General features: G+C 56.3%; 32 protein-coding genes and 1 pseudogene. 18 read left to right on the top strand and 15 right to left on the bottom strand.

Annotation, left to right across the window (positions count from 1 at the left end):
* Positions 1-65 precede the first annotated feature (65 nt).
* Both phaZ and ACR0AW_RS00160 read left to right on the top strand, forming a co-directional pair.
* Positions 66-1,337: a polyhydroxyalkanoate depolymerase gene (gene phaZ, locus ACR0AW_RS00165; protein ID WP_170404873.1), complete on the top strand. Its 1,272-nt coding sequence runs from the start codon at positions 66-68 to the stop codon at positions 1,335-1,337.
* A complete protein-coding gene (locus ACR0AW_RS00160; RefSeq protein ID WP_170731841.1) occupies positions 1,334-1,918 on the top strand; it encodes a DUF6151 family protein in 585 nt (194 codons plus the stop codon). The genes phaZ and ACR0AW_RS00160 overlap by 4 nt, the downstream gene beginning before the upstream one ends.
* Here the strand turns inward: ACR0AW_RS00160 and ACR0AW_RS00155 are convergent.
* From ACR0AW_RS00155 to ACR0AW_RS00140, 4 genes are all read right to left on the bottom strand, one after another.
* Entirely contained in the window at positions 1,915-2,625 is a 711-nt protein-coding gene (locus ACR0AW_RS00155) for an alpha/beta fold hydrolase (protein ID WP_170393627.1), read from the bottom strand. The genes ACR0AW_RS00160 and ACR0AW_RS00155 overlap by 4 nt on opposite strands.
* A gap of 73 nt (positions 2,626-2,698) precedes the next feature.
* Positions 2,699-3,313 carry a hypothetical protein gene (locus ACR0AW_RS00150; protein WP_170732430.1) on the bottom strand — a complete coding sequence of 205 codons (615 nt, stop codon included), beginning with the start codon at positions 3,311-3,313 and terminating at the stop codon, positions 2,699-2,701.
* A 20-nt stretch (positions 3,314-3,333) separates the two neighbouring features.
* Positions 3,334-4,341, bottom strand: coding sequence for an alpha/beta fold hydrolase (locus ACR0AW_RS00145; protein WP_170731839.1), 1,008 nt, complete (start codon positions 4,339-4,341; stop codon positions 3,334-3,336).
* The gene (locus ACR0AW_RS00140) at positions 4,341-5,090 is read right to left on the bottom strand and encodes an alpha/beta fold hydrolase (protein WP_170731837.1); all 750 of its coding nucleotides are present in this window, start codon (positions 5,088-5,090) and stop codon (positions 4,341-4,343) included. The genes ACR0AW_RS00145 and ACR0AW_RS00140 overlap by 1 nt, the downstream gene beginning before the upstream one ends.
* A 216-nt stretch (positions 5,091-5,306) precedes the next feature.
* Between ACR0AW_RS00140 and thrS the strand changes: the two genes are divergently transcribed.
* The 5 genes from thrS to ACR0AW_RS00115 all read left to right on the top strand — a co-directional run bounded on the left by thrS (position 5,307) and on the right by ACR0AW_RS00115 (position 9,991).
* The gene (thrS, locus tag ACR0AW_RS00135) at positions 5,307-7,265 is read left to right on the top strand and encodes a threonine--tRNA ligase (RefSeq protein WP_170731835.1); all 1,959 of its coding nucleotides are present in this window, start codon (positions 5,307-5,309) and stop codon (positions 7,263-7,265) included.
* A gap of 221 nt (positions 7,266-7,486) precedes the next feature.
* On the top strand, positions 7,487-7,789 hold the full coding sequence (locus ACR0AW_RS00130) for a BufA1 family periplasmic bufferin-type metallophore (protein ID WP_010439128.1): 303 nt from the start codon (positions 7,487-7,489) through the stop codon (positions 7,787-7,789).
* 71 nt (positions 7,790-7,860) lie between these two features.
* Positions 7,861-8,718: an MNIO family bufferin maturase gene (gene bufB, locus ACR0AW_RS00125; protein ID WP_170731834.1), complete on the top strand. Its 858-nt coding sequence runs from the start codon at positions 7,861-7,863 to the stop codon at positions 8,716-8,718.
* On the top strand, positions 8,715-9,476 hold the full coding sequence (locus tag ACR0AW_RS00120) for an HvfC/BufC family peptide modification chaperone (RefSeq protein WP_170731833.1): 762 nt from the start codon (positions 8,715-8,717) through the stop codon (positions 9,474-9,476). The genes bufB and ACR0AW_RS00120 overlap by 4 nt, the downstream gene beginning before the upstream one ends.
* A complete protein-coding gene (locus tag ACR0AW_RS00115; RefSeq protein ID WP_170393639.1) occupies positions 9,473-9,991 on the top strand; it encodes a DoxX family membrane protein in 519 nt (172 codons plus the stop codon). Before ACR0AW_RS00120 ends, ACR0AW_RS00115 begins: the two co-directional genes overlap by 4 nt.
* A gap of 1 nt (position 9,992) precedes the next feature.
* On the opposite strand, the gene ACR0AW_RS00110 is transcribed toward ACR0AW_RS00115, so the two are convergent.
* Both ACR0AW_RS00110 and ACR0AW_RS00105 read right to left on the bottom strand, forming a co-directional pair.
* Positions 9,993-10,361 (bottom strand): hypothetical protein, encoded by a 369-nt coding sequence (locus tag ACR0AW_RS00110; RefSeq protein ID WP_170596068.1) that lies wholly within the window; start codon positions 10,359-10,361, stop codon positions 9,993-9,995.
* 42 nt (positions 10,362-10,403) lie between these two features.
* A complete protein-coding gene (locus ACR0AW_RS00105; RefSeq protein WP_170596070.1) occupies positions 10,404-10,721 on the bottom strand; it encodes an ArsC/Spx/MgsR family protein in 318 nt (105 codons plus the stop codon).
* Positions 10,722-10,935: 214 nt separating this feature from the next.
* Between ACR0AW_RS00105 and ACR0AW_RS00100 the strand changes: the two genes are divergently transcribed.
* The gene (locus ACR0AW_RS00100; protein ID WP_008758035.1) at positions 10,936-11,142 is read left to right on the top strand and encodes a cold-shock protein; all 207 of its coding nucleotides are present in this window, start codon (positions 10,936-10,938) and stop codon (positions 11,140-11,142) included.
* Positions 11,143-11,257: 115 nt separating this feature from the next.
* On the opposite strand, the gene thyX is transcribed toward ACR0AW_RS00100, so the two are convergent.
* The gene (thyX, locus tag ACR0AW_RS00095; protein ID WP_170393643.1) at positions 11,258-12,169 is read right to left on the bottom strand and encodes an FAD-dependent thymidylate synthase; all 912 of its coding nucleotides are present in this window, start codon (positions 12,167-12,169) and stop codon (positions 11,258-11,260) included.
* A gap of 177 nt (positions 12,170-12,346) precedes the next feature.
* On the opposite strand from thyX, the gene ACR0AW_RS00090 reads away from it, so the two are divergent.
* The 3 genes from ACR0AW_RS00090 to ACR0AW_RS00080 are packed head-to-tail and all read left to right on the top strand — an operon-like array spanning position 12,347 to position 14,243.
* Positions 12,347-12,775, top strand: coding sequence for a VOC family protein (locus ACR0AW_RS00090; RefSeq protein WP_170731831.1), 429 nt, complete (start codon positions 12,347-12,349; stop codon positions 12,773-12,775).
* Positions 12,772-13,476, top strand: coding sequence for a DUF1194 domain-containing protein (locus ACR0AW_RS00085; protein WP_170662131.1), 705 nt, complete (start codon positions 12,772-12,774; stop codon positions 13,474-13,476). Before ACR0AW_RS00090 ends, ACR0AW_RS00085 begins: the two co-directional genes overlap by 4 nt.
* Entirely contained in the window at positions 13,473-14,243 is a 771-nt protein-coding gene (locus ACR0AW_RS00080) for a DUF1194 domain-containing protein (RefSeq protein WP_170731829.1), read from the top strand. The genes ACR0AW_RS00085 and ACR0AW_RS00080 overlap by 4 nt, the downstream gene beginning before the upstream one ends.
* Here ACR0AW_RS00080 and ACR0AW_RS00075 read toward each other — a convergent pair.
* The 3 genes from ACR0AW_RS00075 to ACR0AW_RS00065 all read right to left on the bottom strand — a co-directional run bounded on the left by ACR0AW_RS00075 (position 14,190) and on the right by ACR0AW_RS00065 (position 15,411).
* A complete protein-coding gene (locus ACR0AW_RS00075; protein WP_170731828.1) occupies positions 14,190-14,687 on the bottom strand; it encodes a winged helix DNA-binding protein in 498 nt (165 codons plus the stop codon). The genes ACR0AW_RS00080 and ACR0AW_RS00075 overlap by 54 nt on opposite strands.
* A 77-nt stretch (positions 14,688-14,764) precedes the next feature.
* Complete coding sequence (locus ACR0AW_RS00070; RefSeq protein ID WP_170393653.1) at positions 14,765-15,022, bottom strand: succinate dehydrogenase assembly factor 2; 258 nt, start codon at positions 15,020-15,022, stop codon at positions 14,765-14,767.
* A complete protein-coding gene (locus tag ACR0AW_RS00065; protein ID WP_170393655.1) occupies positions 15,019-15,411 on the bottom strand; it encodes a helix-turn-helix domain-containing protein in 393 nt (130 codons plus the stop codon). The genes ACR0AW_RS00070 and ACR0AW_RS00065 overlap by 4 nt, the downstream gene beginning before the upstream one ends.
* Before the next feature lie 92 nt (positions 15,412-15,503).
* On the opposite strand from ACR0AW_RS00065, the gene ACR0AW_RS00060 reads away from it, so the two are divergent.
* On the top strand, positions 15,504-16,706 hold the full coding sequence (locus tag ACR0AW_RS00060) for a pyridoxal phosphate-dependent aminotransferase (RefSeq protein WP_170776122.1): 1,203 nt from the start codon (positions 15,504-15,506) through the stop codon (positions 16,704-16,706).
* 14 nt (positions 16,707-16,720) lie between these two features.
* Positions 16,721-17,122, top strand: coding sequence for a hypothetical protein (locus ACR0AW_RS00055; protein WP_170404825.1), 402 nt, complete (start codon positions 16,721-16,723; stop codon positions 17,120-17,122).
* A 4-nt stretch (positions 17,123-17,126) separates the two neighbouring features.
* On the opposite strand, the gene ACR0AW_RS00050 is transcribed toward ACR0AW_RS00055, so the two are convergent.
* The 3 genes from ACR0AW_RS00050 to ACR0AW_RS00040 all read right to left on the bottom strand — a co-directional run bounded on the left by ACR0AW_RS00050 (position 17,127) and on the right by ACR0AW_RS00040 (position 20,326).
* Positions 17,127-18,491, bottom strand: coding sequence for an MATE family efflux transporter (locus tag ACR0AW_RS00050; RefSeq protein WP_170731826.1), 1,365 nt, complete (start codon positions 18,489-18,491; stop codon positions 17,127-17,129).
* A 129-nt stretch (positions 18,492-18,620) separates the two neighbouring features.
* Complete coding sequence (gene ppk2, locus ACR0AW_RS00045) at positions 18,621-19,550, bottom strand: polyphosphate kinase 2 (RefSeq protein WP_170404818.1); 930 nt, start codon at positions 19,548-19,550, stop codon at positions 18,621-18,623.
* Between the two features lie 167 nt (positions 19,551-19,717).
* Positions 19,718-20,326, bottom strand: a complete 609-nt coding sequence (locus tag ACR0AW_RS00040) for a peroxidase-related enzyme (protein ID WP_170731825.1) — start codon at positions 20,324-20,326, stop codon at positions 19,718-19,720.
* Between the two features lie 379 nt (positions 20,327-20,705).
* On the opposite strand from ACR0AW_RS00040, the gene ACR0AW_RS00035 reads away from it, so the two are divergent.
* The 5 genes from ACR0AW_RS00035 to ACR0AW_RS00015 all read left to right on the top strand — a co-directional run bounded on the left by ACR0AW_RS00035 (position 20,706) and on the right by ACR0AW_RS00015 (position 24,958).
* Entirely contained in the window at positions 20,706-20,930 is a 225-nt protein-coding gene (locus ACR0AW_RS00035) for a hypothetical protein (protein WP_170776118.1), read from the top strand.
* A 275-nt stretch (positions 20,931-21,205) separates the two neighbouring features.
* A complete protein-coding gene (gene parE, locus ACR0AW_RS00030; protein ID WP_170404808.1) occupies positions 21,206-23,164 on the top strand; it encodes a DNA topoisomerase IV subunit B in 1,959 nt (652 codons plus the stop codon).
* Between the two features lie 3 nt (positions 23,165-23,167).
* The gene (locus tag ACR0AW_RS00025) at positions 23,168-23,401 is read left to right on the top strand and encodes a hypothetical protein (protein WP_170731823.1); all 234 of its coding nucleotides are present in this window, start codon (positions 23,168-23,170) and stop codon (positions 23,399-23,401) included.
* Between the two features lie 546 nt (positions 23,402-23,947).
* Positions 23,948-24,334, top strand: a complete 387-nt coding sequence (locus tag ACR0AW_RS00020; protein ID WP_170731822.1) for a hypothetical protein — start codon at positions 23,948-23,950, stop codon at positions 24,332-24,334.
* A 342-nt stretch (positions 24,335-24,676) separates the two neighbouring features.
* Positions 24,677-24,958 carry a hypothetical protein gene (locus ACR0AW_RS00015; RefSeq protein WP_170420982.1) on the top strand — a complete coding sequence of 94 codons (282 nt, stop codon included), beginning with the start codon at positions 24,677-24,679 and terminating at the stop codon, positions 24,956-24,958.
* A 59-nt stretch (positions 24,959-25,017) separates the two neighbouring features.
* On the opposite strand, the gene ACR0AW_RS00010 is transcribed toward ACR0AW_RS00015, so the two are convergent.
* Positions 25,018-25,788 carry an alpha/beta fold hydrolase gene (locus ACR0AW_RS00010; RefSeq protein WP_170731820.1) on the bottom strand — a complete coding sequence of 257 codons (771 nt, stop codon included), beginning with the start codon at positions 25,786-25,788 and terminating at the stop codon, positions 25,018-25,020.
* Between the two features lie 58 nt (positions 25,789-25,846).
* Positions 25,847-25,985, bottom strand: a pseudogene (locus tag ACR0AW_RS00005) (iron-containing alcohol dehydrogenase); the annotation flags it as partial.

Raw genomic sequence — 25,985 nt, 5'->3', positions numbered from 1 at the left:
TGGCGTCGGGGGGCAAAGCGGCGAATGGTCCGAATTCTCAGGCTGATACTCAGGAGGCACATTCGATGCGCTACATGATGACCTATGACCTGATGGAAACCATGCGTAACACCAACCAATGGCTTGGTGCAACCGCAAGCGCGATGGCATCCTACCCCCTGTTCTCGATGACACCCAACCCGGCCTTCAACTGGATGGCTGCATGGGGCGAAGTAACCGAGCGCACATTCCAGCGTATGGTCGTCAAGCCTGATTGGGGCATCCGCACCTTTACCTGCGAAGACGGCAAGGACCATCTGGTCGATATCACAACCGTGCTTGAGCGTCCTTTCGGCGACCTGATCCATTTCCGCGTTAATGGACGCAAAGAACAGCCACGCAAGGTGCTGCTGGTTGCCCCGATGTCGGGGCATTACGCGACCCTGCTCCGCTCGACCGTCAAAAGCCTGCTTGTCAATTGTGAGGTCTACATTACCGATTGGCATAACGCGCGCGACATTCCCGTGTCCGAAGGCAAGTTCGATGTAGAGGATTACACGCTCTACCTTGTCGATTTTATGAAAGAGCTCGGCCCCGATACGCATGTTATTGCGGTTTGTCAGCCCGCACCGCTGACTCTGGCCGCAACCGCCTATCTGGCCGAGGTCGAGCCGAAGGCGCAGCCAAGTACCCTGACCCTGATCGGCGGTCCCGTCGACCCCGACGCAACTCCGACCGAGGTTACGGATTTTGGTCGCCGTGTAACGATGGGTCAGTTGGAAGAAACGATGATCCAGCGGGTTGGCTTTAAATACAAGGGCGTAGGCCGGATGGTGTATCCCGGCTTGCTACAACTGGCTTCGTTCATGTCAATGAATGCCGAACGTCACAGTAAGGCGTTCTCGGATCAGATCCAGCGCGTTATTCGTGACGAGGCATCCGACCACGATGCCCATAACCGGTTCTATGACGAATATCTGGCGGTGATGGACATGACTGCCGAGTTCTATCTTTCGACCGTTGAACGTGTCTTCAAAAACCGTGAGATCGCGCGCAACGAGTTCGTTGTAGCCGGCCACAAGGTAGATATCGGCAAGATCACTGATGTGGCTGTGAAATCGGTCGAAGGCACGAATGACGATATCTCAGCCCCCGGGCAATGCATTGCGGCGCTGGATTTATGCACGGGTCTGCCCGACAGCAAAAAGGCCAGCCATGTTGAACCCGGCGCGGGTCACTATGGCATTTTTGCGGGCCGCAGCTGGCGCGACAACATCCGTCCGCTAGTGATTGATTTCATGAATGAAAACAGCCGCAAACCCCGTCAACGAGCCGCCAATAGCAACAAAGTTGCATGAGCCGCGCAGCGGCAGGAGACCTTCCTTTCCGTTGCAATTGCGGCGCCCTTTCGGGGCGCATTACTGAACACGGCGTCGTATCCGGCACTCATGTCGTGTGTTTTTGCCATGACTGCCGCGCGGCTCAGCTGTATTTTGAACAGCCCGACCCTGCGCCCGACCCAGTCGAGGTGTTTCAGATGTCACCGGAAGACATCAAGATCGATGCAGGGGTCGAGCACTTGGCAGCTATGCAACTTAGCCCCAAGGGCATGTTGCGATGGTATGCCAGATGCTGCAACGCGCCGCTGGCCACGACGCCGACAACTCCAAAATTTCCGTTCGCGGGTTTTATCGTCAAACGTATTCCCCACCCCAGCAGTTTGGGTCCCATTACAACGCGTGGATTTGTGCCAAGGGCTGACAGCAAGCAGTCTCATGAGAAAATCCGCTATGCCGCTATGGGTCTGCTTAAACGCGTACTAAAATCGCGTCTGTTCGGGAGCTGGAAGAAAACGCCATTCTTTGACTCTGAAACCGGTCGGCCGGTGGTGCAACCAACTGTTCTGACCAAGAACCAGCGCGCGGTTTTCTACGACTAGGTCAGCCGCAGTGGTTTCCGGAGCCAATCCTGCAGCATCGCAATCACGGATTCGGGTGCTTCCAGTGTCGGATAGTGCCCGGCCTCATCAATCACGCGCAACTCTGCATCCGGAATGAGATCAGCCATGAAGGTATTCTTGCGGACCGGATTCTCCGCATCATGGGCACCGCAAATGATCAGCGTGGGCATCCTGATCCGGCGCAGCGTGCCTTGTTGGTCCGGACGGCGTTGCAGGGTTCTTATCTGACGCACAAACACATCCGAGCCCAATTCCTCGGCCATCTGCAACACTTCGTTCAAAATCGGGATGCGTTGCGGACCGGGAGACAACATGTCCGAGCCGATCAGCTTGCGCATCACTTCGTCCAACCTCCCCGCCTGCGCGCCAACAATCAGGTCTTCGCGACTCGCCGCGATATGAGGTGTGTCGGCCTGCGCATCCGTCGCCAGCAAGGCCAGTCGTGTCACCCTCTCAGGTGCTCGCCGCACGATCTCAAGCGCGACGCCACCACCCAGACCAAACCCGCACAAAGCAAACCGGTGCGGCAGTTGATCCAGCAAGCCCGGCGCGATTTCTTCGAACCGTTCACCGCCGGTGATCGGTGCGACCATAACTGCACGTTCACGCGACAGCGCGGTGATCTGCGCCTGAAACAACCGTGCATCGCACATCAATCCGGGTAGCAAAACCAACGGCTCGATCACCTCGGTGCCCTCCGCTCGTTGTTATTGTTTTGTTACAGGATGAGAGGTTTGCCAACGGCGGGCAAGCAAAACTTCACGGATAGCTGATCGCCCGAAACGGTGGGAAATCCGCATAGCGTTCCTGCCTTTGGCCCAGCGGTTCATCTGGCTCCGCCCCGGCCCGCAACAAGCAGCCGCGCGGGGCGATGTAGCTGTCGATCCGCCGTACAGGCTTGGGCCGCCAAACCAGATTGAACGCGCATAGTTTGGGAAAGAACCAAATCTCGGAATAATCCAGATGGTCATGCATCCACCACGCCAAATCGCGCCAATCGCGCCCCTGCGCATAACGGTCTGCAAACCACGGAATTACCACCGACGCCCCTGCTACACGTGCGTCACCTTCGCCCCAATCCCAAATGTGGCACTCCAACGGGTTGTCATTGCGGGCACAGTTCAACCTGTTCTCGTTCCCGAACCGGTTCAGTGATCGCGAGCGATAGCCCGAGCGCACCGCGATACGACCAAAGGTTTCTTCCAGCGGGTCCAGCAGGGTCTCGCAAAACGCGCGCCCGGTCTCGATCGCAAGATCAGGGTTGTCGGGAATATTTTGCAATTCGTGAAAGTTCCCGATCTCGGAATATAGAAAATCACGCATGAAAAAATGCCGGGATAGTCGCACGCGACCCAACGTCTCAAGGCTCCACATACTGCCCGGTCTACGCATATTCAGCCCCCGCTTTGCTTCGGAATCCCCTGCTCTGACAGCCATTCCAATATGCCCGCGACCGCCGCGTCGGTCTGACCCGGTGACATCAGACGCCCCGCGACCACGTGTGAGGTCGGATCATCCCCGGGCCCCATTGTCACCAATGAAACCATCGCCTGACCACCCCAGGTCTTGGCCGCCTCATGCATTTTATCCGGACGCACCACCTGATCATCATCAGAAAACCAGAACAGCGCCGGAACCCGCGCGCCCGAGAAGTCAAGCGCATTGACCGCATCTACAAGGGCAAACATCGGCACGACCGCCTCCCATGGATAAACAGTTGTCCAAAAGATGTTCTTCTCGGGATCAGTGCTTGAGACATCCCGGTCCTGTCCCATCAATGGCGGCAGCCAATGCCGGGCCCACGGCAAGGATGGCACCCAGGAACCAGCCGAGTTTACGCCAAAGTTCGGCGATACCAAAACCAACGCAGCCACATCAGTGCTCAGTTCCGTGTCCATCGCAGCCGCGGCGGCCAGGGTCGCCCCCGTCGAGGTTGCGAGCACAATGACTTGCTCACCAACAGCCCTGGCGGCAGCCAACGCCTCGGCTGTATCCTGCATCCAGCCCGACGCCGTACCTTCGGCCATTGCGTCCCCATCGCGGCCATGCCCCTGAAGCCTTGTGTAGACAAGGTTGGCACCCAACGCGTCCGCAACGCGATCAGGTACTGGCCTGATCTCCTCGGACGTGGCGGAAAACCCATGAATGTAGAGCACCGCAAAAGCTGTCCGCTGTTCAACAAAACCATCCTGCCAGATCACGCGCTTTTCAACACCTGGCACGATGTCATCATAGGCGGATTCGATGCTTTCAAAGTAAACCTGAACGCCCTCGCCAAAATTGCGCGGATCGAAACGCGGATGCAGGTCCACTGGCTCGCGCGGGCCAAAGGCGTAGATCAACACACCAACCAGCGTCAAACCCACCATCACCCGCGCCAAAACCCAGCCCAGGCGACGCATCAGGTGCATTCCAGGACTTCTCGCAGAGCCTGCTCAATCAGCCCGAGGCATCGCTCATCCGAAAACCTGTGATCCGCATCTTTGACCAGCAGCAGTTGCATGTCCGGACCAGTGGCATGATCCAGCAGGCGCACTGCCGTATCGGTCGAGACGGCCGTATCTGCTGTCCCCTGCAGGAGACGCACAGGGAAAGGCAGATCAAGCGAAGCGCGCAAAACCAACCGCTGCCGCCCATCCTCAATCATCCGCTTGGTGATGACGTAGGGCTCCATGTAGTCCGATGGCAGTTCCACATGTCCAACCGTCTCTAGTTCAGATTTCTGCTCGTTCGAAAACGACGCCCAATACCCATCCTCGGTAAAATCTGGGGCCGCCGCAATTGTCACCATACCTGCGATCCGTTCGGGCATGACACGCGCCAGCAACAGCGCTTGCCACCCGCCCATCGACGATCCCACAACAACCAGCGGACCATCAGTTAACCGAGAAACTGCGGCCAGCGTATCCTCGTGCCAGTCCCCGATACACCCGTCAGTAAAGGCGCCCGAGCTTTCACCGTGCCCCGAATAGTCAAACCGAAGGAACCCCTGCCCGCGCGCGCGAGCCCACGCTTCCAGGTGCAGCGCCTTGGTGCCCTCCATATCTGATTTCAAGCCACCTAGAAAAACGATGGTCGGCCCGCGCCCATCACTCTTGTGATACGCCAGACGTCGTCCCTGCGCGGTTTCCAGAAATTCTGCCTCTGCCATGCTACCCTCATTGCTTGTCAGCCCATCATGCATGTCACGCACCTCTCTGCAATTGCCCGATCCTTCTTCATCTGGCTAAAAATACCTCGGGGAGTGCGAGGGGCTGGCCCCTCGCTCCTGCCCTTGACACCTGTGTCCCCACCTGCCACATGAGCCGAGCATACATAACCCGCAACCGGGCGTTCAGTGGGCGCCAAACCGACGAGGAGAGCCGATATGGCCCTGGACTCACAGTCAGTCTCCCTTACCTTTCCCGATGGCAATTCCCGATCCTATGAAGCAGGCGTTACGCCCGCACAGGTCGCCGCCGACATCTCGACCTCGCTGGTGAAAAAAGCCATTTCTGCCACGGTGAATGGACAGCATTGGGACCTGCAATGGCCAATCGAAGCCGACGCGCAAATCGCTATTCATACCATGAAGGACGAGGCGCAAGCCAATGAGCTGATCCGACACGATCTGGCGCATGTCATGGCCCGCGCCGTGCAAGAGATTTGGCCCGCAACCAAGGTCACCATTGGCCCCGTCATAGAAAACGGCTGGTACTATGACTTTGACCGTGAGGAACCGTTTACGCCCGAAGATCTCGGCCTCATCGAGAAAAAGATGAAAGAGATCATCAACAAGCGTGACCCGGTGACCACCGAGGTCTGGGACCGCGATCGCGCGATCGAGTTCTACAAGGCCAATAATGAGCCCTATAAAGTTGAGCTGATCGAATCCATCCCGGGTGATGAACCACTGCGCATGTATTGGCACGGTCACTGGCAGGATCTCTGCCGTGGCCCGCACTTGCAGCACACCGGTCAACTGCCGGGCGACGCGTTCAAGCTGATGTCAATCGCCGGGGCTTATTGGCGCGGCGACAGCGACCGCGCAATGCTACAGCGCATCTATGGCGTGGCCTTCACCGGCAAGGAAAAGCTGAAGGCTCATCTGCACATGTTGGAAGAAGCCGCCAAGCGCGACCACCGCAAGCTGGGTCGCGAGATGGATTTGTTCCACATGCAGGAAGAGGCCCCAGGGCAGATTTTCTGGCACCCTAATGGCTGGACCATCTACACTCTTCTGCAAGATTACATGCGTCGGCAACAGCGCAAAGGTGGCTATGTTGAGGTCAACACCCCTCAGGTCGTCGACCGCAAGCTGTGGGTAGCCTCGGGTCATTGGGACAAATACCAAGAGAACATGTTCATCGTCGAAGTGGACGAGGAACATGCACGGGAAAAGGCGGTCAACGCTCTGAAACCGATGAACTGCCCCTGCCACGTGCAGATTTTCAATCAGGGTCTCAAATCCTATCGCGACCTTCCTCTGCGCATGGCCGAGTTCGGATCGTGTAACCGGTACGAACCTTCGGGCGCGCTGCACGGCATCATGCGCGTGCGTGGCTTTACCCAGGATGATGGCCATATCTTCTGCACCGAAGACCAGATCGAATCCGAAACCGCTGAGTTCATTCGGTTCCTGTCCGGTATCTACAAAGACCTCGGGTTTGAGAACTTCTCGGTCAAATTCTCGGACCGGCCGGAAAAACGCTCAGGATCGGACGAAGTGTGGGACAAGGCTGAAGCCGCCCTGCTCAGCGCAACCCGCGCGGCTGGGATCGAGCCGGAACTCAACCCGGGTGAAGGGGCATTCTACGGCCCGAAACTCGAGTTTGTTCTGACCGATGCGATCGGGCGGGATTGGCAATGCGGCACGCATCAGGTGGACTTTGTTCTGCCCGAGCGACTGGACGCCACGTATATCGGCGCTGATGGTGGCAAACACCGCCCAGTTATGTTGCACCGCGCGACGTTGGGCTCGTTTGAACGTTTCATCGGCATTCTGATCGAAGAACACGCGGGCAAGCTGCCGTTCTGGCTGGCCCCGCGCCAGGTCGTTGTGGCCTCGATCACCTCCGAGGCCGATGAGTATGTGGCCGAAGTGGTCAGCACCCTTCGCGCAGCAGGCATCCGCGCCCAGGCGGATATTCGCAACGAGAAGATCAACTATAAAGTCCGCGAACATTCGGTTGGCAAAGTGCCGATCATTCTGGCCGTTGGTCACCGTGAAGTCGAAGATCGCACGGTCAGTGTCCGTCGCCTTGGCGAAAAACAGACGCGGGTCCAATCGCTTGAGGCTGTAACAAATGAGTTGAGCGTGGCTACAACGCCCCCCGATCTGCTGTAACATTCGGCAGCAAACCGCTAGAAATCCGGCCCGTTATTTTGGGCCGGATTGAAACAAATATCATTTTTCAATTCAAAAACAATTTGTTAACGTTCAAGGGTGCATGACGACCTTTGACGGGGTTGTGAGACACGGGCTCGTGAATTCAACTGCTGCCCCTGAACCATTACCTTGTCGTTGTCACAAGCAGACATACGCAGTCATTAACAAGGATTACCAAGATGTCGAACACTGCAAAAACACTGGTTATCGCAAGCGCAGTTGCTGCAGCCGTTTCCGGCGCGGCCACAACCGCAACAGCCCAGGCCAAAGAAAAGTGCTATGGCGTTTCTCTGGCGGGTCAGAACGACTGTGCAGCCGGCCCCGGCACAACTTGCGCGGGCACTTCGACCGTCGACTATCAGGGCAACGCATGGACCCTGGTTGACGCAGGCACCTGCGCCGACATCGAGCTGCCTAAAACAGCAGACGGTGCAGATCGCAAAGGCTCGCTTGAGCCTCTGGAGCGTGACCTGCCTGCATAAGGCTTTTCCGAATGAACCAGAAAGGGCGGGCAGGATCGCCCGCCCTTTCCACGTGATCAGGGGATTTGCAAATGTTGGACAATGCGCTCAGATCGAACCGGCTGCCTGCAGCACCGGGCGTTGGTTACAAACCACAGCATTTCTCGCAGGTTCTTGAACAGGCCAAGCCTGTGGCGTGGCTAGAGATTCATGCCGAAAACTATATGGGCGATGGTGGCAGACCTCTGGCACAACTGCGTCACCTGTCCGAACAATTCCCGATTTCAGTGCATGGTGTCGGGCTGTCGATCGGCGGCGAAACGCCACTTGACCCAGATCACCTGGACCGCCTGAAGCATCTTGTCGGCTGGTTGAACCCGGCCAGCTTTTCGGAGCATTTGGCATGGTCAACCCATGACAGCCATTTCCTGAACGATCTACTTCCTCTGCCCTATACTGATGCGACTCTGGCCCGCGTTTGCGACCATATCGATCAGGTGCAAGAGGTGGTCGGGCGGCAAATGCTGTTAGAGAATCCCTCAAGCTATTTGGCCTTCGAGGAAAGCACATGGTCGGAACCTGATTTCTTGCGCGAAATCACCCGGCGCACCGGCTGCGGGCTGTTGCTGGACGTGAACAACGTCTTTGTTTCAGCCACCAATCTGGATTTCTCACCGCAGGGCTATATTGATGCCTACCCGCTGGACCAAGTCGGTGAGATTCACCTGGGCGGGCATGATGAGGACGAGGACGATCATGGACATCCCTTGCTGATCGACAGCCACGGGCGCGAAGTGGTGGACCCGGTCTGGGCGCTGCTGGACTACGTACTAGACAAATCCGGCCCCAAACCCCTGTTGATTGAATGGGACACCGATGTGCCAGACTGGCCGGTGTTACGGGCCGAAGCCGAGCGCGCGCAAAAAGCGCTGGATCGCGTGCCCGCATGAGCGTGTCGCAAACGACATTCCACATGGCACTGCTAGATGCCAACAAGCCCATTCCCGATGGGTTGCTGGACGCCGAGGCGCAGCCCGCCGGTCGTCGCTTCAGCGTCTATCGCAACAACGTCGCCGTCTCGCTGACCGAGGCGATGCATCAAGCCTTCCCGGTCATCACAAAACTTCTGGGCCCCCAGAATATGGACGGGCTGGCTGGAATATTCTTGCGCCAGCACCCGCCGTCCTCACCCCTGATGATGTTTTATGGCGAGGAATTCCCTAAATTTCTGGAAGGAATGGAGCAGTTGTCGCATCTGGGCTACCTGCCGGATGTTGCCCGTCTGGAACTGGCGCTGCGTAGGGCTTACCACGCCGCTGATCGACAACCCATAGATGCCGAAGCGCTCAGCTTGCCACCGGAAGATTTGATGCAAGCCAAACTGACCCTCGCGCCGTCGGTGCAGGTGTTGCGTTCAAGCTGGCCCGTACATGCGATCTGGCTATATAACACCGAAGAAGGCGCGCCGAAACCCGAGGCGGGCGCTCAGGATATTTTGATCATGCGTCCCGAATACGACCCTGCCCCACACCCATTGCTACCGGGTGGTGCGGCATGGATCGCGCTGATTCAGGATGGCAAATCCATCGGTGAGGCATTTGAATCCACCATGGCCGAAACACCCGAATTTGATCTTGGAACCACTCTGGCACTGCTTTTGCAGGGCGGTGCAATAACTTCTGTGACTATCGAAAGGCTGGACACATGACTGCCCTGATCTCAACTTACAATAATGCGATGGAAAAAGCGGATCACGCGTCCGGTTGGCTGACACCAACCCTGGCTCGGGTGGTCTTTATCGCCGTGTTGTTCGTCTACTACTGGAACTCGGCCACGCTGAAAATCGACGGCTCGATCTTTTCGCCATCGGCCGGAGCCTTCGGCCAGATCTTTCCCAAAGCTGCAGAGGCGGTGCTGTATGATGTGACTCAGATGACCTTTTTCCAGCGGGTCGTCATCTTCTTTGGCACAGTGGCCGAATTTGTCCTGCCTGTGCTTTTGCTGGTCGGCCTGCTGACGCGCCTTGCCGCGCTTGGCATGATCGGATTTGTCTGGGTTCAAACACTGACCGATGTCACCGGGCATGGCATCAAACTGGGCGGCTTGTTCGACAACGCAATTACGTTGATGGATCAGCGCGTGATGTGGACATTCCTGCTGCTGGTGATTGTGATCAACGGCGCGGGTCCGCTGTCTCTGGATCGGTTATTACGCCTGAAGTGACCTAGAAATGTGCCTTGGGCTCGTCCGGTTTTCCTGCGGCGAGCCCGAGCAACCCTGCTGCGCCTGCAAAGGCAATCGGGAACATGGTGAAAACACCGAAGCCAAAGGCGTAGTACATCCCAGCGGCAGAAATCAGCAGCAAAATGCCTGCAATCAGAGCCCGCGAATGGGCCATCGCCCCGCCAACGATTGCCAACAAAGGCGCCACGATCGAAGCCGTCTGGATCAACTCGGGGTTCTCTACCTGCTCGGCAATGCCTTCGATCTCACCAAACTGGTCGATCAGTTCCACAAAGCCGTAGCCAAAAAAGCCGACGATCATCCCGATCAGCCCGGCAATGACGCCTAAAATCATGGCAGCGTTTCGCATTCACAGGTCTCCGCTTGTTGCCCGTGTCACATAAGCAGTTCTTCAGGCAACACCAAGGGCCTGAAGGGTTTCAGGCGTCCAGCCCAGATACATCTGACCATCGGATACTATCAATGGGCGTTTCATCAGGGTCGGATGATCAGCCAACAGCGCGAGCACCGGTCGATTGCGTGTGTCATCATCCAATCCCCGCCAGGTTGTTGATCGCGTATTGAGCAAGGCTTTGCCGAAAGTCTCGTACGCCTCGGACAGCACATTTTCGGGAACCCCTTGCGCGCGGACATCAACGAAAACCGCATCTGGAAGCAGTTTCAATGCCTTACGGCACGTATCGCAAGTTTTTAACCCATATAGCTGCATTATCTAACTAATCCTGTAATCGCTGCAAATTTAGACAAACCCATCAGGCTGCCCCAGTTATTCTTGATTTTTTACTTCACCGTGTAATGTTGAAAAAGGCGAAACACGCGACCCGGGCTGTATCGTGAGGGCGAACAGTGACGTGTGGCGGTTTTGCCAGCCAAGGCCCCCACCAATTTGTGGGACAACTTGTAAGTAGAAGGAGACACGGGAAATGCCAACCGGCACCGTGAAATGGTTTAATACAACCAAAGGCTATGGTTTTATTGCGCCCGATGAAGGGGGCAAAGATGTGTTTGTTCATATCTCGGCCGTAGAACGATCCGGTCTGACCGGACTCGCTGACAATCAGAAAGTCTCGTACGAGTTGCAGGACGGACGTGACGGCCGCCAAATGGCTGCTGATTTGAAGCCGCTGTAAGGCACAGCCCGCCCCGGCGGGAAAGATAAAAGAAGGTTGACGGCCAATTTCAGGCCGTTAACCGCAAACCCTAGTGAACGCGCCCACCTTGGGACGTGCTCGGTTTTCTGTTGAATCAACCCTCTCTGATAACAGCCTCAAACTCACGCCATTCCCGTGCGGTCATGCCTGAGTTTTCCTGAGTGACATCTTCACCGCTGAGCATCCGACGCAAGCAGGTCACCATCTGCGCCGAGAGGTTGACTGCGCCAAGGCGGTAGTCCTCAAACGCGCGGTAGGCAAACGGTACCCAGTCAGCGACAATCTTGCACATGGTATCTGCGTAAACGCGGATTTCGTACTGCGCGTGCGGGTCGGCACGCAGACGCAAGAAGTGGAACAAGTTGTGCAAGTCCACCTTCCAATACCATTGCGTATAAATGTTGGCTGGAAGGTTCATCCGCGCCAGTTCACGCGCAAGCCCTTGCTGGCCGTCCTGACCGATCATCGCCTCGTAGTTGTCATAGCAGCGCGCACTGTCCGCTTTCAGTATCTCCAACACACGCGCGGCCTCTTCGCCTTGCAATGTGTCTCCACGGCCCTGATTGTTAACCTCGGATTGCGCGGCGACATGTTCGGGTGCCGGGATATAGAACTCTCGATCCAGGATCGAATACCGCGCCGAATATTCGTTCACATTCGCCGTGCGGTGGCGGATCCACTGGCGGGCTACGAACACGGGCAGTTTGACGTGCAACTTGATCTCGCACATTTCAAACGGGGTCGAATGCCAGTGGCGCATCAGATAGCGGATCAGGCCTTCATCATTTTGCACCGACTTGGTGCCTTTGCCGTAGGAAACACGCGCGGCCTGACAGATCGCAGCATCGTCGCCCATATAGTCGATAACGCGGACAAATCCGTGATCCAGAACCTGATGCGCCGTGTACAGATGATCTTCCATACCTTCGGCAACGACGCGGCGGGTCGGGCTCGACTGTGCGCGTTGAGCTTCGATCTCGGCCAGTTGGTCGGCAGACAGAGGCATGAAATTATCCTTTCCAGCAATGAGTCGCCGACCACTATATATCGGCAAGCTTGCCATCGGAACCGCGATATGTGCGGCGCATTGCGCTAAATCGGAATTGTGTCCGGCCAGCCCCTCGACATGGGATGAAGGCGCGCTAAGGTGCTTGGCATCACAACCAATGCAAGGAAAGTCGCGATGGGGCTGACATATCTCCACACCATGGTCCGCGTGAAGGATCTTGAGAAATCCATAGCGTTTTATGAACTATTGGGCCTGAAGGAAACGCGTCGTTATGAAAGCGAGGCTGCGCGGTTCACACTGGTATTCCTCGCCCCACCGGGACAAGAGGACGCGCCCATTGAACTTACATACAACTGGGATGGCGACGACGCACTGCCAAGCGACAGCCGCCATTTCGGGCACCTCGCCTATGGCGTCGACAACATTTACGAGACCTGCCAGCATCTTCAGGACAATGGCGTCGTGATCAACCGCCCGCCACGCGACGGGCGTATGGCGTTCGTTCGCTCGCCCGACAATGTCTCGATCGAGTTGCTGCAAAATGGTGAAGCGTTAGCCCCGGCAGAGCCTTGGTGTAGCATGGAAAGCACCGGCCACTGGTGATCCGCTGGCTGGGAGCATTGGGGCTGGCTGTCGCGGGCAGCCCCCTTTGGGCCGAGACCTGCCGCCTGGCGCTGGCGCTGGCCATGGACATCTCGACCTCGGTGGACGCGACTGAGGATGCGCTGCAACGACAGGGGCTGGCCAACGCATTGATTGCGCCCGAGGTGCAGGAGGCTTTCTTCCTTTCACCTCAACCGGTTGCATTAGCCGTCTATGAATGGTCCGGCAGTTTCAACCAGACATTGCTTTTGGATTGGACGATAATCGATACTCGGGCCAATTTGATCTCCGCCGCGCATCGGATCGGGACATCGAAGCGATCGGAAGACGAGTTTCCAACTGCAATGGGTCACGCGCTGGCTTATGGGGCAACCCTGCTGGGGAGCGCCCCGAATTGTCTGTTCCAAACCATCGATATCTCGGGCGATGGCAAGAACAACGATGGCTACGGGCCACAGATCGCTTACAAACACTTTCCGTTCGAAAACACGACCGTGAATGGTCTGGTGATCAATGCAGCTGATTTCGAAGGAGAAATCGACTTGATCCCGTTCTTTCAGAAAAATGTACTACACGGACCCGGAGCTTTTCTTGAGATCGCCGCCGGGTTCGAAGATTTTGAGCGTGCCATGCGTCGCAAACTGGAACGGGAATTGAAAGGATTGGAACTTAGTGCGTTGCAACCGGATAATGCGAAATGATCCGCCTGTGTGCGACACTTCTTTGCCTGCTGGCCAACCCGCTTTCAGCGCAATGTCGACAGGCTTTGGCGTTGGGAATGGATGTCTCTGGTTCGGTCGACAGTCGTGAGTACAGGTTGCAACTTAGTGGCCTTGCGGCGGCGTTGCGCCATCCCGAGGTGGTTCAACTGATCCTTTCAAACCCGTCTACCTTTATTCGTATCGCTATCTACGAATGGAGCGAACCTGGCCACCAACGCCTCTTGCTTGGTTGGACAGATGTTCGCTCGACTGCTGATCTGCGTCGAATTCAGCAACATTTAGAAAGCACAACACGCTCATCAGCGCCGCAGGGAACGGCGGTCGGGTCGGCCATGTTGTACGGTGCTGAGATGTTGGAGAGCCAAAGCGATTGCTGGCGGCGAACACTGGATCTGTCCGGTGATGGTAAACACAATCTCGGACATCACCCGCGGGACATAAAAGCCACTCTGCAAAACACTGATATTACAATCAATGCCCTTGTAATCGGTATCGACGACCCCAATCCAGGAGACACCCGCCAGGTAGAGATTGGGGAGCTATCTGCTTATTACCACGCGTGGGTCATCCGAGGCCCCGATGCTTTCGTCGAAGTCGCCCTTGGCTTCGAAGCCTATGAAGATGCGATGACACGTAAACTGATCCGTGAGCTTGAGGGTCTGTCGCTCTCCCAAACTCAGCCATCAAAGCTATTAGTAGATATACCGAATCTGATCGGTCCAATATCGTTCGACCCGACGCAGTGAACCGGTAATCTCTTCAATCCCATCGGTCCCGATCACGCCGCGGTTGTGCAGCCCTTCTGCATGGCGGGCGAACAGGTCTGACACGATGTCACGAATCTCACGCCCGCGCGGGGTCAGGCGTACCCGTACCGAGCGGCGGTCGATCTCGCATCGCTGATGGTGCATATAGCCCATCTCGACCAGTTTCTTAAGATTGTAGCTGACATTGCTGCCTTGATAGTAACCACGGCTCTTCAACTCTCCGGCGGTTACTTCATGGTCGCCTATGTTGAACAACAGCAGGGCCTGCACCGCGTTGATCTCAAGTACGCCGACACGCTCGAATTCATCCTTGATGACGTCCAGAAGCAAGCGATGCAGACGCTCGACCAGCGCCAACGCCTCAAGATAGCTCGTCATGAACCCCTTGGTCCCGGGCGCGGTGACCTGTAACTCCATACTCATTCAATCCTCCGATTCATCGCGCTGTTTCTGAAAACATGACGCGAATTCCCGAAAAATCGGTTAAGCCTGATGATTGCTTATTTTTGAAAGGTTTGCGCGATATCCGCGATCAATTCGGCCAGCGGTTCCGGCGGGCTGGCCTGACCAGTGACCCATTGATAAAGGTCCTGATCATTTTCATGCAGCAAGGCATCGTATGTGTCCAATCCCGCCTCGTCCATCGAAGACAGATTGCGATCGGCATATGCCGTCAGGATCAAATCCATCTCTTTGATGCCCCGCCGCATCGAACGCATTTTCATGCGCTTGATCCGGGTCTCGCGCGGCTCGGTCATTGATTGCGTTCCAATTTCAGACGCAGCGCTTTTTCGACGCGGGCCAGCCGCTCGGAGTTGGCTCGCATCTCACCTCGGATCGTGCGGAGCTCTGCAACAAGATCGCGCAATTCCGAGTCCGTATCGCCATGCAGGCTTGTTTCGTCCATACCGTCGCCCTCGCCCGTCAGAAGCCACATGATCGAGACATTCAGTAGCCCCGCCATCATCGACAGCTTGTTCGCGCGGGGTTCCGACAAATCATCTTCCCACGAAGTGATCGTGGCTTTTTTGACACCAAGCCTGCGGGCCAATTGGGTCTGCGTCATGCCTGCGGCTTCGCGTGCGCCAGCAACGCGATCCCCGAAGGTTGCGGTGTCCGGTCCGAACCAGTCTGTTTCGTCGTTCATCGGGGTCTCCAAAGGGTAAAACTCAATTGGCTTGATCGTTATTTCGGCGCACCCTATGACAGTCGGGCTGAACATACAAACCGAGGCCGACCATGAGTTTCCTGTCTGCGACACTGTCACGCGTAAAACCCTCGCCCACCATCGCGATGACGTCCAAAGCAGCCGAGCTGAAGGCCGCCGGGCGCGATGTGATCGGGCTGAGCGCAGGCGAGCCCGATTTCGACACGCCGCAGAACATCAAGGACGCCGCCGTGGCCGCCATCGCTGCGGGCAAGACCAAATACACTGCTCCGGACGGCATCCCCGAGCTGAAACAGGCGGTTTGCGCCAAGATGAAGCGTGACCACGGATTGGACTATACGCCCGCTCAGGTCTCGGTCGGGACCGGGGGTAAGCAGACGCTTTACAACGCGCTGATGGCTACGCTGAACGAGGGCGATGAGGTCCTCATCCCCGCGCCCTATTGGGTCAGCTACCCGGACATGGTGTTACTGGCCGGTGGCGCACCAGTGATCGTCGAAACTTCGCTGCAGACCAATTTCAAACTGACAGCGGATCAACTGGAAGCCGCAATCACACCTAAAACGAAATGGTTCATCTTCAACTCACCCTCGAATCCCACCGGGGCGGGCTATAGCCGTTCTGAACTAAAAGAACTGACTGATGTCCTGATGCGACATCCGCATGTCTGGGTGATGACCGATGATATGTATGAGCACCTGGCCTATGACGGGTTCGAGTTCTGCACGCCCGCACAGGTGGAACCGAGACTTTATGATCGGACGCTGACTTGCAATGGCGTCTCCAAAGCCTATGCCATGACCGGTTGGCGTATTGGCTATGCGGCAGGCCCGGTCGAGTTGATCGCCGCGATGCGCAAGGTGCAATCTCAATCAACTTCGAATCCCAGTTCGGTCAGCCAATGGGCAGCAGTCGAGGCTCTGAATGGAACTCAAGCATTCCTTGCGCCGAATAATGAGATCTTCAAACGCCGTCGCGATCTGGTCGTCGACATGCTCAGCCAAATCGACGGTATCTCGTGCCCGACACCCGAAGGCGCGTTCTACGTCTATCCATCAATTGCAGGCTTGATCGGGAAAACCACACCCGCGGGCACTGTGATAGATTCGGACGAAACCTTCGCAATCGCCCTGCTGGAAGAGGCCGACGTGGCGGTTGTGTTTGGCGCAGCTTTTGGTCTGTCCCCCAATTTCCGCGTCAGCTATGCGACCTCTGATGAAGCCCTGACTGAAGCCTGCACACGCATCCAACGTTTTTGCGCCGAGCTCACCTGATACCGGAGTTTGTTATGTCCACAGCCCTGCCTGAATACTATTTCCGCGTGCGCGAAAATGGGGCAGCGGTGTTCAGGATCGACACGGAAAATCGCCATCGCCGGATCGAGATGGAACAGATCGCGGTCATCAACATCCGCAATGGCGAGGTCAAACCGCAGGGCCAGCGTGTACTAAGCGACGCCGACAACGATGAAATCGCGCGCTGGATGGAAGAGCGCAAAGCCCTGCTATCCCGCCGCGATATGGATGATATTCACCGTGCGGTTGACTACCTGAATCTGACCACGCAATGGGCTCAGTCTAAAGCAACGGATGCGCAATTAGAGGACGTGACCGACCCATTGCTAATGGCAATGCACGACTTGCGGTCGGTACTTGTTCGAAAGAAATCCGACCGGATGAGCAAAGAATGATCCCCTAGGCGGGAACTTCTCCTACATCGCGCACCGACCTTAGCCAGAAGCGCGCCATCAACAATACGGCAGCACAAGCGAGGCCGATCACGAGGCCAAGCCAGACTCCGATCCCCTCCATACCTCGAACAAAGCCGAAATAGTACGAAGCGGGGATACCGATCACCCAATAGCTGAGTGCGGCCATCACCATCGGTATTTTTGCATCCTGCAAACCTCGCAACAGGCCTAGTGCGATGACCTGCGCCCCATCGACCAGCTGGAACAACGCAGCCATCGCCAGCAGGCCAGTGCCGATTAGCAGGATCTGTGGCCGCTGCGGATCATCGGCCTCCATAAACAGCGAGATCAGGGGCTCAGCGCATGTCAGGAACAGAACAATTGTCAAGACCGACACGATCAACGACATCCCGGTCACCGTAATCGCGCCTTTCTCAAGATGCGCCCGATCCCGTCGACCCAACGCGTTGCCCGCCCGAATAGTCGCCACATTAGACAGGCCCAAATGAACCATGAACGTCGCCGAGGCGAGGTTTAACGCAATCCCGTGAGCTGCCAGCGGCACTGGACCCAACCAGCCCATCATGACAGCAGAGATCGCGAACAACGACACCTCCGCCAGTGTCGTCAGACCGATGGGAACGCCCAAACGCAGCACGCTCATGAACATCTCCCAATCCGGGCGCCAAAACCGCTGAAACAAGCTGTGTTTCGGCAACGCACGCACCGCATAGATCACGACCGCCACCAATGATACGATCTGCGTCACCACTGACGCGATAGCCGCACCAATCACCCCAAGTTCGGGCGCGCCCCAGTTTCCGAAGATCAGCGCATAGTTGGTCACGCCATTGACCACAGCTGCAACAATCGTGATCCACAGCACAATCTGCGTCCGCTCAAGCGCGGCCAAATAGGACTTCAGGACCATCACCAACAGCGCCGGGAACAAGCCCCACCCCGCGACCCGCAGGTATACTGACGCAGTTTCAGCGACTTGCGGCTCTTGCTTCAAAGCAATCAGGATCGGATGGGACCACCACAAAAGGGGCATCATCACCGTCGCATAGATCAGTGATAGCCACAGACCCATGCGAGTGGAGCGCCGAATGCTGGTCTCATTTTCCTCGGCGGCAGCGGTCGCCACCATCGGCATTACAGCCCACCCAAACCCGGCACCAAACAGGAACAGGACGAAGTAATAGCTGTTGGCCAGCGTCACGGCAGCCAACGCCTCGACCCCGTACCAGCCCAGCATGACTGTATCGGTCAAACCAATCGCATACTGTGCCAGATGCCCGCCAATCAATGGCAGGCCCAGCACCGCGATTGCGCGCAAATGGCCGGGATATGTCATCACCTTGTTCATTCCGCCAGCCTTAGGCTTGCGCGCTGCCCGAGACAAGAGCGGAACAAACTTATTTCATAATGAGACTAACGAGAACAAAGCGACGCAAGCCATCACCTTTGGTGCAACGGCTTTACAGTTTATCGATTTTCAGCCGATCTTCGCGTCAGGATGCAGCGCTGTCCCCAGAATATGGTCCGAGTTATGAATTACGTGATGCGCCTGCCCAACTATCAACGGATCAGGCTCACCAACGATCCTGAGGTCTTTGTCCGGGTAGTCCAGCGTCGACAGGAAATGCCGCATGCAGTTCAGACGCGCGCGTTTCTTGTCGTTGGATTTGACAATCGTCCAGGGCGCATCAGCGGTGTCGGTGTAGAAGAACATCGCCTCTTTCGCCTCAGTATAATCATCCCATTTGCTCAGGCTAGCCTTGTCAATCGGTGACAGTTTCCATTGCTTCAACGGATCAGTTTCACGACTCCCAAAGCGCCGCTGCTGCTCTTCCTGCGTGACCGAGAACCAGTACTTATAAAGTTGAATGCCCGAGCGCACCAGCATCCGCTCCAACTCGGGCGTCTGCCGCATGAATTCCAGATACTCATTGGGTGAGCAGAAGCCCATCACCCGCTCGACGCCCGCACGGTTGTACCAGGACCGATCATAAAACACCATCTCGCCCACGGTGGGCAGCTGCTGCACATAACGCTGGTAATACCACTGCCCCTTCTCCTCATCCGTCGGCTTGTTCAATGCGACCACACGCGCCTGACGCGGGTTCAGATGCTCCATGAACCGCTTGATGGTCCCGCCCTTGCCGGCGGCGTCGCGGCCCTCGAACAACAGCACAAACCGCTGCCCGGTCTCCTGCGCCCACAATTGAACCTTCAGCAACTCTGCCTGCAGCTCGGCCTTTTGCGCCTCGTAATCCTTGCGCGCCATCTTGCGGCCATAGGGGTACTTGCCGCTCTCAAAAGCTTGCCGGATTTTCTCGGATGTTGGTGCCGAGGCATCCGCCTTCAGGTCAGTTACAGCTTTGATCTGAGATGATTTTTGTTTGATCTGGGGTGCCGCATCCATACATGTTCTCCTCGATTTCACTGTCGAGGAGATGCTTAGCCGATTGTCACACGGCGCGCTTTGATTGGTGTCAAATTGACATAGGTTTTATCGGGGCGTCAAAGAACAGGCCTATGCCCGTTCTTTACATGACCCCAAAATACATAGGCAAGCGGCCAGCCCCGCACTTACCGATGTCCCCAATCATCAGGATTGTCCGAGTTGTTCGGCGACAAACCCAAAACGTCTCCGTCAGTCGAACACCCCAAACCCAAAACGGTTCTGTTCGCATAGGAGAAATACGAACACACCTGATTGATCTCAAGAATCTCGCCATCTTCCCACCCCGCCTCTCGCAGAGCGATCACATCCGCCTCAGTCAGATCACCGGGTGCGTCGGTCAGCTTGCGCGCATATCTCATCGCTTCGACCTGTGCCGCGTCTAGCGGGGCCGAGGCCGGATCACGCGCCTCAATCGCCGCACGGATCGCATTGCCGCGCACCTCATCCTGCAGCAACCGCTGCAATCCGGAAAAGTGATGTTCTACGCAATACCCGCACCGGTTCAGAGAGCTGACCCACACGCCCAACACCTCAAGAAACCATTTCGGTATCTTGTTGCCCGAGTGATGCAGCACCGCCTTGTACATCGCCATATGGCCTTCCATCGAATGCGGCCGCAGGCTGTGCGCCATCATGATGTTGTCTACATTGTTGTCCGGCCCGGTAACCCGTTCATAAAGCCTCCTCAGCTTTCCCGTAGCCTCTTCGAGTGGAATGGTTCTGATCCAACTCAATTCTTCTGCTCCCCTGATTTCTGCTTCCGGAACAAAGCCTAAACGTGATTTCGAAATATGACGAGACCTTGGAAAGCTCGCGGTTTAATAACAATCTGTTTTGCATAACTGATATATGCTGGGCAGCTACCCTTACTGTCTGCTACGTCCCTATTGAAACAACTTTCTAACCAAAGACTTTTCAACTGTGCGCCCTCTCATCTGTATTTTTGCCCTGTCTTGTTTTGGCTCTGCTATAGCTATGTTCAATCCAGCGTTCTCAGATTGGTTATTGCTGACAGGTCCGTGCGCATTGGCAAGTTTGCTGCTACTGTTCGGAAAAAGGCTACGCCCGCTCAATACTTCAAAAAACTGGGCTGTCGTCGATGGATCAAGTGTTTTGCACTGGAAAGGCGGTGTTCCTAATATCGTCTCAGTGCGCGAGGTTGTCGACGAGTTGAAGACAAAGGGGCGGACACCGGGCGTCGTCTTTGATGCCAATGTAGGATACAAAATCTCAAATCGCTATATGAACGACAGTTCCATTGCGGCTTTGCTTGGGTCGCCACGCAGCCACGTGATGGTTGCGCCAAAGGGTACTCCTGCCGACCCGCTGGTCCTTTAGGTAGCGCGGGATCTCGGTGCTGCTATCGTCACAAATGACCGGTTCCGTGATTGGGATGACGAATATTCGGATGTGCTTGGGGAAAGTTCTCTTGTTCGAGGTGGCTTTAAAGACAAAACTCTCTGGCTGTCATTGTAAACGCGCTGCAATACAGCGCTGAATATTGCTCCGGTTCCGTTGGCCCCGACAAACCGGATACAACACCTCGCGCCCCTCTTCCCCCGGACCACATCACCTGCCATAATGGGGGAAACTCAAAAACAAGAGCAGCACCCATGCCCGACGATCTGTTGACGCCAGAAACAACGACCGCTTACGACGCCTCGTCCATCGAGGTGCTGGAAGGTCTGGAACCGGTCCGCAAACGCCCCGGCATGTATATTGGCGGCACGGATGAGCGTGCATTGCACCATATGGTGGCCGAGATACTCGACAACTCAATGGACGAAGCTGTTGCGGGCCATGCCAACCGGATAGAGGTCGAACTGCACGCAGATTACGCCCTGACCGTGCGCGATAACGGGCGCGGTATTCCGATCGACCCGCACCCCAAGTTCCCGGACAAGTCGGCTTTGGAGGTTATCCTCTGCACCCTGCACGCGGGCGGTAAGTTTTCGGGCAAGGCGTATCAGACCTCGGGCGGTTTGCACGGCGTGGGTGCGTCGGTCGTCAACGCCCTGTCGGATTCCATGGTCGTTCAGGTGGCACGCGACAAGCAGCTGTTCGAACAACGGTTCTCGCGTGGTATCCCGCTGGGGCCCGTGGAAAAGGTCGGTGCGGCCCCCAATCGGCGCGGCACCACAGTGACTTTCCACGCCGACGCCGACATCTTCGGCCATCACAAGTTCAAACCCGCGCGCCTATTCAAATCCATCCGTTCCAAGGCCTACCTGTTCTCGGGCGTGGAAATCCGCTGGAAATCCGCCATCGACGACGGCGAAACCCCGACCGAGGCCACCTTCCACTTCCCCGGCGGCCTGTCGGACTATCTGAAGGAGACGATGAACGGCTCGTCGACCTATGCCGAGCAGCCCTTTGCCGGCACCGTGGACTTTAACGAGAAGTTCGGCACCCCCGGCAAAGTCGAATGGGCGATCAATTGGACACCTTCACGCGACGGGTTCATCCAGTCCTACTGTAACACCGTCCCAACCCCCGAAGGCGGCACACATGTCGCCGGTTTCTGGGCTGCGGTCCTCAAGGGGATCAAGGCCTATGGCGAGCTGATCAATAACAAGAAAGCAGGTCAGATCACCCGTGACGACCTGATCACCGGCGGCTGCGCGCTGGTGTCGTGCTTTATCTCGGAACCGGAATTCGTCGGCCAGACCAAAGACCGTCTGGCCACGGTCGAGGCGCAACGGCTGGTCGAAAACTCCGTCCGCGACCATTTCGACAACTGGCTGGCGGCTGACACGAAATCCGCCGGGGCGATCCTCGACTTCCTCATCCTGAGGGCCGAAGAACGCCTGCGCCGACGGGCCGAGAAGGAAACACAACGCAAGTCCGCCACTAAGAAACTTCGTCTCCCCGGCAAGTTGGTGGACTGTTCTAGTTCAACACGGGACGGCACGGAATTATTCATTGTCGAGGGCGACTCGGCGGGCGGGTCCGCCAAGATGGGCCGCGACCGCAAGACACAGGCCCTGCTGCCCCTGCGTGGCAAGATTCTGAACGTGCTGGGCGCGGCCAGTTCGAAACTGGGCACCAATGCCGAGATCAACGACCTGACCCAAGCGCTGGGTGTCGGCCTTGGCACCAAGTTCAACGTCGACGACCTGCGCTATGACAAGATCATCATCATGACCGATGCGGATGTGGACGGGGCGCATATCGCCTCGTTGCTGATGACGTTCTTCTTCACCCAGATGCGGCCTATGATTGACGCGGGCCACCTCTATCTGGCCTGCCCGCCCCTCTACCGCCTGACCCAGGGCGCCAAGCGCGTCTATTGTCTGGACGAGGCCGAGCGCGACGAATGGCTCGAAAAAGGTCTGGGCGGCAAAGGCAAAATCGACGTCTCGCGCTTCAAAGGTCTCGGCGAAATGGACGCCAAGGACCTGAAAGAGACCACGATGGACCCGGCCTCGCGCAAACTGATCCGCGTCACCATAGACGAGGACGAACCCGGCGAAACCGGCGACCTTGTCGAGCGTCTGATGGGCAAAAAACCCGAACTGCGATTCCAGTACATTCAGGAGAACGCGCGGTTTGTGGAGGAGTTGGATGTTTGAGATATGTCTGAAAATTCTGCAGACACATCCCATGACAAGGACAAAAAGCTAGGCCGTCTGCGGATTATACGAGCAATCAAAGTTTTTAGTCTGATTTGGGTTGCTTTTGTTATTTGGGCGACGGTTTTTCCTGACTACTTACCAGTTAACCAAGTGCAATCAAAAGTTTACCTTTTCATTTTCGGTTGGTGGCCACTGGCAGGGTTTCTCTATTTTGCTGCGGCACAATCAGATTGACTTTTGGTTCTGGTCGAGCGCCTGATGGGCAAAAAACCCGAACTGCGGTTCCAGTACATTCAGGAGAACGCGCGGTTTGTGGAGGAGTTGGATGTTTGAGGGATGCCATTGCTGAACAAGATCGGAATTAGGTGGGCTGCATATTTTGCAACCCGCCAGCAAGTCCCTAATCACTATTCGCCTAGAAACCGGGGTAACAACTTTACATACTTTTGGGTTTGCCACGAAGATACCGAGTTGGAGAAGTTTTTGCCAACTTTGAACGGTGTTAGGAGTGGATTGAACGGTATTATTCTACCATCTGAATCTTCGCGTTGGCCGCCCGGAAATATGACGGAAGCGTGCCTACCTTATTCACGGTTGGGCAAACCCAAAATCAAGATATTCAGGCACTACAATGAAACGGAAATCGAGTTCTCGAGCGTCTGGATGTACATTCTCAGTGAACTTACTCGGTTCCACAAACTCAAAAATCAGCTTGAATCGAAGAGGGAACACCGAGAACAGAGAAAATTTTCTCGAAATTTCCAATTTTCGTCGGAGCGAATGGATATTTTGGGAAAGATAGTCGAATGGCGGAGATCAAAGTCAAAGAACGAAGGCCGGAATGCCTTGGCAAGCGATTTTTCTCACATCGACTTTTGTGACCACGTTTTCTCACGGCGCTTTTTCGGATTGGATGATTATAACTACTACTTAGATGAAGTGGAGTTCGTATTGGACAGCTTGGTTTCGTCTAATGACCTGACCAAGCATGGAGCGCGTTACCGCCTCACCGGGAATTCTATTTCCAGCCTGTCATCATTTGAAAAAGAAAAGGAGCAAGCCTCAAGGGCTGCCAAACATGATAGCGCAATTCTTCGGCTAACAGCTATTCTGGCCTTCGCGGCATTAGTCAGTTTGTGTATCCAGTATAATGCTCTAAATCCTTAGTTGAAACGGATAGAGTTTGTTAAGCGCAGTTCGACTTTTCATAACGAACGCTTGGCCTGCTCAAGATTGGCGTTCCCCCCGCACTATCTCATCACTAATCTCGCGACCGCTAGGACGAGTTGCCCATATACATGACGCCTTGCAACATGCATTAGCTGGATAGCGCGAGACAAACCCACAACCCGTGTGCCGGGCTTCAGCCCGGCACACCGCAACCCCCTTGCCTAACCCGTTGATCCCGTTCACACTTACCCTCAATCCGTCATCCAAGAACGACATATGAGGTTCCGAGCGCCCAAGACCTAATTTGACAACCAACACATTTCCGAACGGGAGGACGACATGAAAACACTAACCCTAGGGCTGGCCCTGACCCTGCTTGCCTCGGCAGCCCCCGCGCAGCAGATGCTCAGCACTGCATCGCCCATTCCGGACGGGGCCGAGACGCGGTTTTGCTACTATGACGGCATGGCCTATTCGCCAGACGCCTTCATCCTGCTGACCGGTGACAACACCGTCACCTCAACCATCAGCACGCGCGAGGAACGGCTGCTGCGGTGTCATCGCAATGACGATGGTTCTCTGGTCTGGAAACCACAGAGCACGTTTCAAACCAACAACTGACGTAGGATGGGTTTCCAACCCATCAAAGCGGAGCGGGGACGATGGGGTGAAACCCCATCTTACCCAACATTCCGATCCAACCAGTCGGCAATCCGTTCGGCTGGGCCTTCCCAGCCCGGCTCCATGAACAGAAAATGCGCGTGGTTGTCGACGGGCAGGAAAGTCGCACGGTCTCCGTAAAGCTTCGCCAGAGCACGGCAGGTGTTGGGGTTCACGGCCCGGTCCTCGGTGCCTGAAACAATCAGCACCGGGCAATCGACCTTGTCGATCTCCACCTTCATCGCATGGTGATCGTCGAACATCCAAAAGAACATCTCGAACATCACCCGCCCGCTTTCGGGGCCGAGTTGGTCATACACCTCATGCTGCTGCGCCTCGGGCATCTTGTTGAGCGCAAAAGGGGCCATCAGGTCGAAATCAACGCGCATGGGCTGTTTCCAGAACGCCCCACCCTCCATCAACGCGCGCGGCACAGCGCGTTCGTCGTCGGTTTCCGGCAATGTGCCCCAAGCCGCGTTTGGGTTGATCAGGACAATTGCGCTGGCCAACCCCCGAGACGCCACCTTCTGCGCCACTACCCCCGCAATGGCATGGCCCAGTAGAACAGGTTTGCTCTCCAACCCTTGCACGAAGTCTGCAATGTCATTGGCGTAATCTAGGACGCTTGTGTCGGTGAGGCCGGGATCGGGATCTGCCTTGGGGTCGCCACCATGATAGCGTAGCGCGGGCGTATGCACCGTCCAGCCACGTGCACGAAAGAAGCCCGCATAATCCTCCATACACCACGGCCCGGCAAAAGCACCGTGGATCAGAACAATCTCTTTCGTCATGAAAATCTCCCTCACCTCCGACCAGTATGAGAGGTGAGGGATGGGTTCGGCAAGCCTGTCAGTGTGCTGCGTTGAAGAGCGTTGTCAGGTTTTCTTCGGTCAATTCGATCGGATTCCCTCCGCATGAGGGGTCGATGATTGCGCCTTGGACCAGTTCGGGGATGGCGGCTTTGGTGACGCCGAGGTCGGAGAGATTG

The organism is Ruegeria sp. C5, assembly GCF_056537605.1.
Note: the sequence above shows the minus strand (reverse complement) of the source record. Positions and strands in the feature narration are given on the sequence as shown.